Source organism: Metabacillus halosaccharovorans, assembly GCF_002019635.1.
GTDB classification, from domain to species: domain Bacteria; phylum Bacillota; class Bacilli; order Bacillales; family Bacillaceae; genus Metabacillus; species Metabacillus halosaccharovorans.
This window is the reverse complement of sequence record NZ_KV917371.1, coordinates 2593117-2606500: the sequence shown is the minus strand read 5'-3', so window position 1 is coordinate 2606500 and position 13384 is coordinate 2593117. Positions and strand designations below refer to the sequence as shown.

Annotated in this window: 9 protein-coding genes, 10 tRNA genes, 1 rRNA gene and 2 pseudogenes; 1 reads left to right on the top strand and 21 read right to left on the bottom strand. The window is 38.1% G+C overall.

The window, feature by feature from the left end; genetic code table 11:
* Nucleotides 1–123: 123 nt before the first annotated feature.
* On the top strand, nt 124–444 hold the full coding sequence (locus BK577_RS12605) for a thioredoxin family protein (protein WP_078433138.1): 321 nt from the start codon (nt 124–126) through the stop codon (nt 442–444).
* Between the two features lie 74 nt (nt 445–518).
* Here BK577_RS12605 and glpK read toward each other — a convergent pair whose 3' ends face one another.
* From glpK to rrf, 21 genes and pseudogenes are all read right to left on the bottom strand, one after another.
* Entirely contained in the window at nt 519–2054 is a 1536-nt protein-coding gene (glpK, locus tag BK577_RS12600; RefSeq protein WP_078433137.1) for a glycerol kinase GlpK, read from the bottom strand.
* 88 nt (nt 2055–2142) lie between these two features.
* Nucleotides 2143–3051 (bottom strand): sigma factor regulator N-terminal domain-containing protein, encoded by a 909-nt coding sequence (locus BK577_RS12595; protein WP_078433136.1) that lies wholly within the window; start codon nt 3049–3051, stop codon nt 2143–2145.
* Nucleotides 3051–3541 (bottom strand): annotated as a pseudogene (locus BK577_RS12590) (RNA polymerase sigma factor). Before BK577_RS12590 ends, BK577_RS12595 begins: the two are co-directional and overlap by 1 nt.
* Before the next feature lie 206 nt (nt 3542–3747).
* Nucleotides 3748–4705: pseudogene (locus BK577_RS12585) on the bottom strand (hypothetical protein).
* Nucleotides 4706–4995: 290 nt separating this feature from the next.
* Nucleotides 4996–6801 carry a glutamine--fructose-6-phosphate transaminase (isomerizing) gene (glmS, locus tag BK577_RS12580; RefSeq protein WP_078433135.1) on the bottom strand — a complete coding sequence of 602 codons (1806 nt, stop codon included), beginning with the start codon at nt 6799–6801 and terminating at the stop codon, nt 4996–4998.
* Between the two features lie 470 nt (nt 6802–7271).
* A complete protein-coding gene (glmM, locus tag BK577_RS12575; RefSeq protein WP_078433134.1) occupies nt 7272–8618 on the bottom strand; it encodes a phosphoglucosamine mutase in 1347 nt (448 codons plus the stop codon).
* 26 nt (nt 8619–8644) lie between these two features.
* Nucleotides 8645–9895: a CdaR family protein gene (locus BK577_RS12570; RefSeq protein WP_078433133.1), complete on the bottom strand. Its 1251-nt coding sequence runs from the start codon at nt 9893–9895 to the stop codon at nt 8645–8647.
* The gene (cdaA, locus tag BK577_RS12565) at nt 9888–10727 is read right to left on the bottom strand and encodes a diadenylate cyclase CdaA (RefSeq protein ID WP_078433132.1); all 840 of its coding nucleotides are present in this window, start codon (nt 10725–10727) and stop codon (nt 9888–9890) included. Before cdaA ends, BK577_RS12570 begins: the two co-directional genes overlap by 8 nt.
* A gap of 112 nt (nt 10728–10839) precedes the next feature.
* The gene (locus tag BK577_RS12560; RefSeq protein WP_078433131.1) at nt 10840–11463 is read right to left on the bottom strand and encodes an anti-sigma factor family protein; all 624 of its coding nucleotides are present in this window, start codon (nt 11461–11463) and stop codon (nt 10840–10842) included.
* Nucleotides 11464–11477: 14 nt separating this feature from the next.
* A complete protein-coding gene (sigW, locus tag BK577_RS12555) occupies nt 11478–12041 on the bottom strand; it encodes an RNA polymerase sigma factor SigW (protein WP_026562109.1) in 564 nt (187 codons plus the stop codon).
* 221 nt (nt 12042–12262) lie between these two features.
* Nucleotides 12263–12338: transfer RNA gene (locus tag BK577_RS12550), tRNA-Ala, on the bottom strand.
* Between the two features lie 10 nt (nt 12339–12348).
* Nucleotides 12349–12423: transfer RNA gene (locus BK577_RS12545), tRNA-Gly, on the bottom strand.
* 4 nt (nt 12424–12427) lie between these two features.
* Nucleotides 12428–12500 (bottom strand) — tRNA-Lys (locus tag BK577_RS12540).
* Between the two features lie 3 nt (nt 12501–12503).
* Nucleotides 12504–12578 (bottom strand) — tRNA-Gln (locus BK577_RS12535).
* An 81-nt stretch (nt 12579–12659) separates the two neighbouring features.
* Nucleotides 12660–12743 (bottom strand) — tRNA-Tyr (locus BK577_RS12530).
* Nucleotides 12744–12760: 17 nt separating this feature from the next.
* Nucleotides 12761–12833, bottom strand: a tRNA-Thr gene (locus tag BK577_RS12525).
* A 37-nt stretch (nt 12834–12870) separates the two neighbouring features.
* Nucleotides 12871–12946 (bottom strand) — tRNA-Val (locus BK577_RS12520).
* An 8-nt stretch (nt 12947–12954) separates the two neighbouring features.
* Nucleotides 12955–13029 (bottom strand) — tRNA-Glu (locus BK577_RS12515).
* A 17-nt stretch (nt 13030–13046) separates the two neighbouring features.
* A tRNA-Thr gene (locus tag BK577_RS12510) sits at nt 13047–13119 on the bottom strand.
* A gap of 2 nt (nt 13120–13121) precedes the next feature.
* A tRNA-Asn gene (locus BK577_RS12505) sits at nt 13122–13196 on the bottom strand.
* A gap of 9 nt (nt 13197–13205) precedes the next feature.
* Nucleotides 13206–13321, bottom strand: a 5S ribosomal RNA gene (gene rrf, locus BK577_RS12500).
* Nucleotides 13322–13384 lie beyond the last annotated feature (63 nt).

Genomic DNA, 13384 nt, shown 5'->3' with positions numbered 1-13384 from the left:
AAGTATACGTTTTGGAGATAAATAACGTCAACTTTTCTGATTTTTTCTTCCATATTTAAGTTATAGACAAAATACTTTTTTTTCATCGAGAAAAGGGTAAAATAAATAGTAGAGGTGATCATGATGGAACATATAAAAACAGACAAACAATTTCAAGATCTGATTACAAGTGAGGAGCCTGTAGTAGTTAAATTCGTTACAGACTGGTGTCCTGATTGCAAACGTATGGATATGTTTTTGCCAACTGTTTTTGAAGAGGTTGGTAATGTGACGATGTATGAAATTAACAAAGACGAACTACCAGAAATTGCAGAGAAACATAGTGTTATGGGAATTCCAAGCTTATTGGTGTTTAAAAATGGTGAAAAACTAGCCCATTTACATAGTGCTTACGCTAAAACTCCTGATCAAGTGATTGAGTTTTTATCAGAATCCGTTAAATAAGGTAGAAAAACATGGAAATTCCCGAGGATAAACCCACTTGGTGTTTACCCTCGGAAGTTTTATTAAGCGCAGATTCAACTTCCATTACTTTTATTTTCACCTGGTTTAAACCCCATTGTAGCCTTCACTGCTTTTTGCCAGCCATCATAAAGTTCATTGCGTCGTTGTTCATCCATACCTGGTTCGAACGATTGATCCACCTTCCAGAGTGAAGCGATCTCTTCACGATCCTGCCAAAATCCAACGGCAAGTCCTGCTAAATAAGCCGCTCCTAAAGCAGTTGTTTCATTGACAATCGGGCGCTCCACAGAAACATTTAAAATATCACTCTGAAAATGCATAAGCATATTATTTTTTACAGCTCCACCGTCAACACGAAGTTTCTTTAGCTCGATGCGTGAGTCTGCTTCCATTGCCTTTAAAACATCCTTCGTCTGATAAGCTAGTGATTCAAGCGTAGCTCTAATAAAGTGCTCTTTCGTCGTTCCTCGTGTTAAACCAAAAATGGCACCTCTTGCATCACTGTCCCAATATGGGGTCCCTAATCCTACGAATGCAGGTACGACATAGACCCCATCTGTTGATTCAACCCGTTCAGCATATTTTTCCGATATAGGGGCATTATCGATCATTCTTAATCCATCACGCAGCCATTGAATTGCTGAACCTGCCACAAAAATACTACCCTCCAGTCCATATTCAACTTTGCCATCAATACCCCAAGCAATGGTTGTTAATAATCCATGATCTGAAGGTACTGCCTTCTCACCTGTGTTCATTAACATAAAGCAGCCTGTTCCGTAGGTGTTTTTTGCCATTCCTTTCTCATAACATGCCTGTCCAAACAATGCGGCCTGTTGATCACCAGCAACACCTGCAATCGGGACGGCTTCTCCAAAGAAATGATAATCAACTGTTTCTGCATACACCTCTGAAGAAGAGCAAACTTCCGGTAGCATGGATTTTGGAACATCTAAAATAGTTAGTAACTCATCATCCCATTGCAAATCATAAATATTATACATAAGAGTTCTAGATGCATTTGTATAATCGGTGACATGCTTTGCTCCACCAGAAAGCTTCCAGATCAACCAAGAATCAATCGTCCCAAAAAGCAGTTTACCTTCATTTGCTTTTTGTCTAGCTCCCTCGACATGGTCAAGAATCCATTTTACTTTTGTTCCTGAAAAATAAGGGTCTATTAATAATCCTGTTTTCTTTCGAAATACATCTTGATAACCGCTTTCTTTTAACCTTTCACAAATTTCAGCTGTTTGTCTTGATTGCCACACAATCGCATTGTAAACAGGCTTTCCTGAATCTTTCTCCCAAACAACGGCAGTCTCACGTTGGTTGGTAATACCAATGCCGGCAATTTCTTTAGGTGAGATAGCTGTTTTTGCTAATAATTCAGCTATCACCGCTAGTACAGAACTCCAAATTTCCAGTGCATTATGTTCTACCCAACCCGGGTGAGGGAAATATTGAGGAAATTCCCGTTGAGCGACTTCAATAATTTCTCCTTTTTTATTAAACAGAATAGCCCTTGAGCTTGTTGTTCCTTGATCTAAAGCAAGAATATATTTCTTTGTCACAACTAAGTCCTCCATTCATCACTATGGGTATGCATATACATACTTCTTTGTTGTTAGGAAAAACCCTTTCCGCTAGTACAAAAATAGAGACCAAATTTTGGTCTCATTTGTCCGGTTTAATGTAAGGAACTATTTCAGCAGTAGTACCTACTGAGGCGCCTCGAATAAAGTCTTGATTTTCCAGAGCTTTGAAGTTTTCAGTTTGGCCAGTAAGCATTACTCCCAATATTTTCACTTCAGTCATTTCTTTGTTTTTATTTACCTTCAAGTACTCCCTAATTGTTTCGTTACTACCATCATCATACTCTTCAAGCGCATCAATAAAACGATCGTATGCCTCTTTCGGTGAACCCGATGGATCAAAACCATATACAGGCATGCCGGCAGGTCCATTACTTTCATCTGAGATTGGTGATGTCATGTACAACCATACGATGTTTAAGTTATCTGGGATTTTTGCCTGTATTTCCTGTAAAGAATATGGCTTATCAAGCGATATAGCTACCTCAGCAACATAATTATCCATTTGTGAGATTTCACCAAGTTCATTTTTAACTCCATCATAGTATTCTTGAATAGACGGATGATAGAATGTCGCAACTTTATTCTTAGTTTGTTTATCATATTCATAGAATTCTTTGTCAGTCCAATAAAATCCCGGTGTTAATTCATTATGATCAATGTTGATGCGAATCCAATCATACGAACTGGTTAGTGTGCTCCATTGAACTAAATAGCCATTAATATTCTTGGAACGATTCGTAATGATATTACCACCAAACATGGACGAATTACTTGTAACTTGGGAATCAATTTGGATATTTGGTTCAGCAATTTCGTTATGTAAAAAGAGTCGTTCATGAAGTCTTGTAGAACTTTTCGCTGCAAAGTAGTTTCCTGTTTTGTAGAGTATTGGTAATAGAATGAGTACGACAATGATTGTAGTCATAATCATTTTAATCATTTGTTTTCGTTTCGCCATTTTTAACGCATTATTCAACGATGAGTCCATTAACATTTCCCTCCTATTTTCGAATGTATTAGTTTTCGTGCCCGATATAGTTTTTGCTTTACACTATCAACTTGAATGCCCAAAATAGAAGCAATTTCTTCATATGAAAAGTCATAATAATACTTTAGGAGGAAAATTTCTTTGTATTCTTTTTTAACATCCTTTAATAAATACACAATCTCATCTTTGTTTAAAACGGCATCAAATTCATCTTCTACCTGCATTAGCTTTGAATAAATTTCTTCAGATAAATAAATGTTCTGCTGCTCCTTTTTTCTTTTTAAATCAATATACTGATTCAATGCCACCCTAAAAACCAAGGACGTATACTACTCTCTGTCAGGTCATCCAACAGTGTGTAAACTTTGTAGAATGTATTTTGTATGATATCTTCCGCGTCCTCTTTTTTTGCTCCCCTCGCTGATAATAGCTTGAACACTTCCTCCCCTACATTGATAAGATAGGAGGCTAATACATCTTCCTTTTTCATCTTTTTTCCTCCCTATACTTATACAACGAATGGAGTCAAACAATTGTATACAGTTTTTTAACTATTTAGTGTGAAATTCATTTTATGAAAAATACCTATAGATGTAACTCTCTTATAAAGAGTTCTATCTATAGGTACCATACTAAATGTTTGGTCTTCTATTTTATATTTGCATAGTAATTTATTCATATTGCAACTTCTTTATTTCAAAACGCCATTCTCATTGCTCTCCGTCTATCATGTAGTACCATCAGAAGGACCATTCCCATCATAACTCCCAAGACACTCCCTAACTCCGTGGTCAGCTCATATACAAGCGGGTACTCCAGTGCAGGCCGTGTATCTGGACGAGTAGCAGACAAACGATTGAAGAGGTTATAAGAGAACAGCATTCCCGACGATATCCATGCTGCGGCCATAGGAATAAAGAAGTTCTTCGACCCGCGACGGGTTGTCAATACCAACAAACCCCATGTTCCTACAAATGCCCATAAACCGGTACTCAAAGACAAGAGGTGCCACCATATATCCCGGTTCTCCAACATAGCCGGATTGATGCCAACTGTTCCTCCTACAGCCCAGAAAACCTTAACTAATCCAAGAAGTATACAGCCGGCAGAGATAAGTCTAGCTAAGGTTATATACAATTTTTCACTGTTGCCTGGAAGTAATTCGATATCAATTGGACCAGTAAATACCTCCGGCCAACGCGTTTTGGTGTATCCTATTAAAGCAAAAGGTAGACAGATGCCAGCTCCAACCAAAGAGACTATTACGAAAATTTGCTCATATACCCAAATATCTGCAACCCCAGCCTGCTGATCGCGTATCATAGCAGCAGGCCCAAGCACCGGAGCCAACAATAACATAGGAATAAGCAAACCAGTGCCTACCCAAACTGGAAAGGTAACCAACCAGGCAGGCAACTTCTCTCCCCACGGCATACTGAACGCAAATGCTACTAAAATGCCTACCGCGGCAAGAATTATTGTTATGACATTCGCGGTACGCCAACTTGGATCGCCCATTTGTTCTGTCGGCATGAAGACCCCGAAAGTCCAGCCCGATTTTTATTAATAGATAAGGAGTTATTGCTATAACAGTACTATACCCCCAAAATTTACGTTTCTTTATCAGTTGAGAAACTATTTTATTTCCATTCATCAGATCACCTCATCAGCAAGATCAGTATGAAAAACATCTCTTTCTCTACTATATATAAAGCTACACCAATTATGATTTATAAATAAAACTTTTAAGTTCATTCAAATGATAGCCACTTTCTTAATTTATCATCAAAGCCATTTCTAACTGTCCCCTCCAAAATATTAACATAATATTCCAGTTGCAAATACCTTATTCTAAAAATATGACAAAACAAAAAAGCCAAACCTTTATACTAGGTTTGGCTTTTAACGTTTTTTGTTAATTATAAAACTTATGCTTTAAAATAATTATTCAACTGTCACACTCTTAGCTAAGTTACGAGGTTTATCTACGTCACAACCACGGTGTAGTGCTGCATAGTAAGAGATCAGTTGTAGTGGTACAACTGCAGCTAAAGGCGCTAATTCCTCATGAATGCTTGGAAGTACAAAACGATCGTCTTCTTCTTCAAGACCCTTCATTGAGATAATACATGGGTTAGCTCCACGAGCCACTACTTCCTTCACATTACCACGAATGCTTAGGTTTACATGTTCTTGTGTTGCTAAAGCAATAATTGGTGTACCGTTCTCGATAAGAGCGATTGTACCGTGCTTCAACTCTCCACCTGCAAATCCTTCCGCTTGGATGTAGGAAATTTCTTTTAGTTTTAATGCACCTTCAAGACCAACATAGTAGTCAACAGAGCGACCGATAAAGAATGCATTACGTGTTGTTGCAAAGAATTCTTTCGCGATTGCTTCCATTTCTTCTTTTTGGTCACATAAAACTTCCATTGCATTTGCTACAATACCAAGTTCTTTTGTTAAATCGAATTCTAAAGATTGACCTTTTGCTTCTGCTGCAACAGCTGCCAGGATCGATAAGACAGCTAATTGTGCTGTATATGCTTTTGTAGATGCAACAGCAATTTCAGGACCGGCATGTAATAATAGTGTATAATCCGCTTCACGAGATAGCGTAGATCCCGGAACATTCGTAATTGTTAATGCTTTATGACCAAGTTCTTTTATTTGAACTAATACTGAACGGCTATCCGCTGTTTCTCCACTTTGTGAGATGAAGATAAAGAGTGGATTTGGCGATAAGAGTGGCATATTATATGAGAACTCACTTGCAATATGCACTTCTACAGGGATCTTCGCCCAATTTTCAATAAATTGTTTACCGATTAATCCTGCATGGTAGCTGGTACCTGCTGCAATGATATAAATTCTGTCGGCGCCGTTAACTGCCTCAACGATATCGGCATCAACTGTAATGCCACCATCCTCATTGCGGTATTTTGCTATGATTTTTCTTGTTACTAATGGTTGTTCATCAATCTCTTTTAACATGTAGTGAGGATATGTGCCCTTTTCAATGTCACTTGCATCAAGCTCAGCTTTGTAAGGAGCACGTTCAATTACATTACCTTTTAAATCTTTTATTGTAACAGTTTCGCGTTCAACGAATACCATTTCTTTATCCATAATTTCCACGTACTGGTCTGTCACTTGGAGCATTGCCATTGCATCTGATGCAATTACATTAAAGCTTCCATCGCCTAAACCAACTAGAAGTGGACTTTTATTTTTCGCAACATAAATCATGTCAGGATTTTGCTCATCCAATAATGCTATTGCATACGAGCCTTTTAAGATTAATAACGTTTGACGGAACGCTTCCTCAACCTCTAATCCTTCTTTTACGAACTTTTCGATTACTTGAACAATAATTTCAGTATCTGTATCACTTTTTAATTGAACATCTTGCAAATGCTCACGTTTTAAAATTGAATAGTTCTCAATTACACCATTGTGTACAAGTGTAAATCTTGAAGTAGTACTTTGATGTGGGTGTGCATTTATTTGGCTAGGTACACCATGAGTTGCCCATCTTGTGTGCCCAATCCCAGTCGAAGCTTCAACCTTTTCGTCTACGATTTCACGAAGCTTTGCAATACGTCCTTTTTCTTTAAAAATGTGAACCCCTTCTTGATTCATTGCAGCGATTCCTGCAGAGTCATATCCACGATACTCTAATTTTTCAAGACCCTTTAATAAAATTTCCTTTGAGTCATTGTTTCCAATATAACCTACGATTCCGCACATGTTTTTTTCCTCCCATAGTGTGAAACCAGGGACAGGAGCCAATATTCTTTAAATGGAGACATCACTGTCCCCTCACACATGTTTTTATTTTTTGGAAGGCTATACTTTTCCCTTTGTTCAAAAAGTTACCTCTTTGTTTTAAAGAAAAGCTTACGGCTGTAACCATACCAGCCGGGAGGCATCCGCCGAAATTTCGATAACCTCCATCCTCGTCAACTAAGCTGTTATACGTTCACGCTTAGTTCAGGCGCTTTAGGTGAATACAAATAAATCTCCTATTACTCCTTCCTGTTAGTATAAGTAAAACAACAAAATTAATGATACAACAGAAGAAAATAAGTCGTCAATCAATTTTTACCATCCTTAATGATTAAAATTGATCGATATACCTTATTTATATGTATTTTAAGCTATTATGTTAACAACGACCATCCTTAATAAAATGAAAAAAGACGGGGTTAACCCGCCTCTTATTCTAATCCCATTTCTTCCTTAACAACGGCTACAATTCGTTCCACATAATCACGGCATTGCTCCTCTGTCGGTGCTTCAGCCATAACACGTACCAGCGGCTCTGTACCGGAAGGGCGGACTAAAATACGTCCGTTTCCATCCATCTCTTGTTCAACCGCAGAGATTATTTTACTTACTTTTTCATTTTCTGTTACTTTGTACTTATCTGTTACTTTTACATTAATAAGTAATTGTGGATATTTTTTCATTTCATTTGCAAGTTCTGACAATTTCTTACCAGTTAACTTCATAATATTAACCAATTGTAAACCGCTTAATAGACCATCACCTGTAGTATTATAATCTAAAAAGATAATATGACCTGATTGCTCTCCACCTAAATTATAGTCATTTTTTTTCATTTCTTCCACTACATAACGGTCACCGACTGCTGTTGGAATACTTTTAATATCCTGCTCTTCAAGTGCTTTATAGAAACCCAAATTACTCATTACAGTTGAAACAACTGTGCTTTTCTTTAATCGTCCTTCGCTATTCAAATGCTTTGCACATATGTACATGATTTGATCTCCGTCAACGATATCTCCATTTTCATCAACTGCGATAAGACGGTCACCATCTCCATCAAATGCTAGTCCAATATCTGCATTTTTCTCTTTTAAGAAGGCAGCTAACGCTTCCGGATGTGTCGATCCCACGCCTTCATTTATATTTAAACCATTAGGAGAAGTTCCCATTGTTGAAACATCTGCGTCTAAGTCAGCAAATAGATGTGTAGCAAGTGATGACGTTGCACCATGGGCACAGTCTAATGCAACATGGATACCAGTAAAGTCTTCATCCACTGTTTGTTTTAGGAATTGCAAGTACTTTTGACCACCTTCAAAGTAGTCATTAACTTGTCCTAAATCTTTTCCTACCGGTCTTGGTAATGTATCTTCTTCTTCGTCCATTAGACGCTCAATTTCAAGCTCCTGCTCATCAGATAATTTGAATCCATCTGGACCGAAATATTTAATTCCATTGTCTTCGACCGGATTATGAGACGCAGAGATCATCACACCGGCCTCAGCTCCCAGTGCTTTCGTTAGAAAGGCAACACCCGGCGTTGAAATTACACCCAAACGCATGACTTCTGCCCCAATTGATAATAACCCCGCCACTAAAGCACCTTCAAGCATATGACCAGAAATACGAGTATCACGACCTATTAGGACTTTTGGTCTTTCTTTATCCTTAGTTAAAACATACCCGCCGAATCGCCCGATTTTAAAGGCCAACTCCGGTGTTAATTCACTATTTGCAACTCCTCGTACTCCATCTGTACCAAAATACTTTCCCATTGGTTTCGCTCCTTTATTTTATCTGCCTAGGAGGCAGATGAAATTCTCACTTTTACTTTTTCTTGCTCTAATGACCAAGTAATATTTTGTGGACTATTAACTTGAACTTGTACTTCATGTTCTCCATCACTTAAGTTGGAAAGGTTTATATATAACTCGATATCCGCAGAATTAATTTCGTTTATTACACTTGGAGCACCATAGATTTTAATATCCAATTCTCCAATATCAGGATCTAGAAAGTCAAACACCTTTCCTTCTGCCATTCCGACTTCTTCAATTTTCTTATCAGAGAATGATTTCTCTTGTTGTTCATCTACATCTATTTCAATTTTCACCGTTTCTGGACTAATCTTTTCTATTCCTTCTGGTAGAGGAACATCAACTTCTAGCACAGTATCTTTTTCAATTTCGGATAAATCCACCTTTACCCCGTCTATAAAATCATAATTTTCCAGCACATCTAGTGGTCCATATGCTGTAATTTCCTTCGGATCAGTTTCCATACTTAAAATACTGAATCCCTTTTTAAGTTCTCCTTCCCGTACCACTTTAAAAGGTAAAACTTTACTTGGACTCTTTATAGGAACTGTAACGTCGACTACAGACGGTTCTACCTCGACAGGCAATATATTGCCGTCACTATCATAGATGGTAATTCTGGATTCTTTATTTATTGTCTCTTTTGCACCTTCTAAATTAATGGTCGCTTGGACCTTTGATATGCGGTCAATAATTTCTTTTGATGCAGTAACACGGACACTATTTGGACTAACAATTGGTTGATCAGGTGAATAACCCTCTTCTAATTTATCTTCATTTATATATTCCACTTCAACCGGAAAATCCTTTGATATCTTTTCTTCAATTGAAACTGTAATGACTGAAGGACTTATCGTTGCTTTTAAATCACTGGATAAATTTTTAATTTTTAAATTCACCCGATGTGATCCAATTGATAAATTAGTTAACTCTGCATAAACTTCAAAGTCTTTTTGTTGTCTCGCCTTTAGCAACGAACCTGTTGGACCTTCTAAAGTAACATTTACGGTTTCCGGTACCCCGGTTACCACTAGATCTTCTTCATCAAAGTATGTAACAACCGGTATATCTGTAACTACTGCTGTCTCTAGTGAAGAAGAAGTTGAAGTATTTAATGGTGATGTTGATTTATTTGCCTGAGTACCTGATTCAATATTTACAGATGCATAAAGCATTAAAGCTAAAAACAGGGCGATCACTCTCATAACCCAGTGATTATTCATCAGCTTATCCATCTTTTTTCCCCCTCCAGTGCCAACGGTTTGAGGAAACAGCCTTCGTTTGCGTATAAAGTTCTTTTTGGAGAATATCCCTCAGCTCATCTTGAGATAAGTTACGATGTAATTCACCATTTCTGGCAACAGACACATTGCCTGTTTCTTCCGAGACAATAATTGTTAAACTATCTGTTACTTCACTTATTCCTAATGCTGCTCTATGTCTTGTTCCGAGTTCTTTTGAAATAAAAGGACTCTCTGATAAGGGTAGATAACATGCAGCAGCCGCTACTTGGTTTTTCTGTATGATAACCGCACCATCATGTAGTGGTGTATTAGGAATAAACAGGTTTATTAAGAGCTCAGAGGATATTCTTGAATTTAATGAAATTCCTGTTTCGATATAGTCGCTCATACCTGTTTCTTTTTCAATTGACATTAGTGCACCAATACGCCTTTTCGCCATATAATCTGTTGCTTTTACAATTGCTTCTACAGTGACTTCAGGATCTTCTTCTCCCGGCAAGCCGCTTCTTGAAAACAATCGACCTCTTCCCAGCTGCTCCAAAGCTCTTCGTAGCTCTGGTTGGAATATGATAATAATTGCTAAGAATCCCCATGTTAAAGCTTGGTCCATTAACCATTGTAAAGTACTTAAACCAAGATACTGACTTAACATACGGACGACAATAATAACCGTTATTCCTTTTAACAACTGAACAGCTTTTGTTCCCCTTACAACCATAATTAATTTATATATAACGTACCATACAAGGAGAATATCAATAGCTATACCGAGGTAATGCAATATTGGTATGTCATTCAATATTGGTAAAACCTCATACCCCATTCACTTGTCCTCCATGAGTTAGCTTTATTCTTTATTACTTTTTGACAACTATCCCATTATATCATTTTATATAGATGTATGTAAAAAGGCCACCATAACGATGACCCTTCCGTTAACTTACTACGTCCTTGGATATCCTTTTAACGTGATACCATAACCATTCAAATAATTCATCAACTTCTTCAATATCTCCGGTTACATTTCCTGCAGATGCCATATATTGCTCTCCATTAACGGCAGTTACCTCACCATTAATAACAGTTACATTACCTTCAATTGTACCTTCTATTTCCAAGGTTCCATTTTTGACAATAACATCACCTTTAACAACTTCATCTTTTGGGACGATGACTTTACTATTTTCAACAACGAGATTTTTCTGTGTTGAAACACTGAAGTGTTGATCCTCATTCCATGCAGAGAATAAGCTACCCACCATCAGAAGGATAAATAGGGATGCAGCTGTTAAAAGCGGATGCCCTTTAAACCAGCGATTCCATGATACAGTTCTTTTTTCTTTAGGAAGGCTGTTCATAACTCCTTCAGTAAAGTTTATTGGAGCTTCTATATGTGACGTACTCTGAACAAACGCTACTGCTTTCTCAAGTTCATGAAAATGCTGATAGCAAGCTTCACAGCTGTGAAGATGTTCTTTTATAATTTTTTCTTCATCAGATGTTAGTTCATGATCTAAATATTTATGCAAAAGTTGTACATATTCTGAAGAACAGCTCATCTTTTTTCACCTCTTTATAAATGCCTTAATTGCTTTCTCAATGCTTCCCTGCCCCGATGTATACGAGTTTTAACAGTCCCAACAGGTATTGTTAAAATCTCACTAATCTCATTTAGTGATAATTCATCAATATACTTTAGAACAATAACAGTTCTATACTTATCCGGTAATTTTAAAATCTCACCTTGAATCGTTTGCTGTAACTCTAACGTCTCAAGTTCATCTTCTGGTAAAGAAACATCCGCTGCTACTTGGGAATACATGTTTAAACCGTCCGTACCGGAAACCTCTGCATCTAAATAGAAATCCGGTTTCTTTTTTCTAATTCTGTCGATAGAAAGATTCGTTGCAATACGGTATAACCAGGTCGAAAACTTTTTATTCATATCATACGTATGAATATTAACATATGCTCTTATAAACGCTTCTTGTGCAATGTCTTCTGCTTCATGAGCATTCCCAAGCATCCGATAGCATAGTTGATAAATTTTGTCCTTATAAATATCAACAATTTCAGCAAATGCATTTTGATCGCCCTTTTTCACTTGTTTAATTCTCTTTTTTATCAGTGTCTCCATATTTATCATACCCCCGCACTCTGCGGCTATCTTTTATACGTAATAGGATGCTGCTAAGTTTCATTTTTTTTCACATAAATTATTTTAACAAATTTTGGTTGATGTATGGAGAAAACTTTTATTTCTTTTTACTGAATTTTAATTGTGTTAAATTATAGTGCATCAAAAAAGCGATAAACATTGTTTATCGCTTTTATATGTAAAATCATTATATAAAATTTTGGTGGAGCCTAGCGGGATCGAACCGCTGACCTCCTGCGTGCAAAGCAGGCGCTCTCCCAGCTGAGCTAAGGCCCCATGGTGCCGTTGGAGCGGAAGACGGGATTCGAACCCGCGACCCCCACCTTGGCAAGGTGGTGTTCTACCACTGAACTACTTCCGCAATATGAGCCATGAAGGACTCGAACCTTCGACCCTCTGATTAAAAGTCAGATGCTCTACCAACTGAGCTAATGGCTCTAATGGCTGGGCTAGCTGGATTCGAACCAACGCATGTCGCAGTCAAAGTGCGATGCCTTACCGCTTGGCTATAGCCCATTAATTATGATATTAATACTTTTCCCTTTAATAGTGAAAGTATTCACAATTCATTAGATGAATTTAATAATTTATTTTAAATGGTGGAGGGGGGCAGATTCGAACTGCCGAACCCTAAGGAGCGGATTTACAGTCCGCCGCGTTTAGCCACTTCGCTACCCCTCCAAATTAAGAAGAAAGAGTGCCGGCGAGAGGACTTGAACCCCCAACCTACTGATTACAAGTCAGTTGCTCTACCAATTGAGCTACACCGGCGTAAAAAGAGTATTTATTATTAAGTATTAAAATGTCATGGTGGAGGATGACGGGATCGAACCGCCGACCCCCTGCTTGTAAGGCAGGTGCTCTCCCAGCTGAGCTAATCCTCCAATTTAAATGGTGACCCATACGGGATTCGAACCCGTGTTACCGCCGTGAAAGGGCGGTGTCTTAACCGCTTGACCAATGGGCCGTGCAATTGTTTCCTTAAGCTTCCAACCGGGCTCGAACCGGTGACCTCTTCCTTACCATGGAAGTGCTCTACCAACTGAGCTATGGAAGCAATGGCTCCGCAGGCAGGACTCGAACCTGCGACCGATCGGTTAACAGCCGATAGCTCTACCACTGAGCTACTGCGGAATAATCAAAGCCTGGCAACGTCCTACTCTCACAGGGGGAAACCCCCAACTACCATCGGCGCTGAAGAGCTTAACTTCCGTGTTCGGCATGGGAACGGGTGTGACCTCTTCGCCTTCATCACCAGACATTTGTGACAAAAATTATTATACTAAATTAGAAGAATATTTCAAGTGTTTTTTGAAACTTTT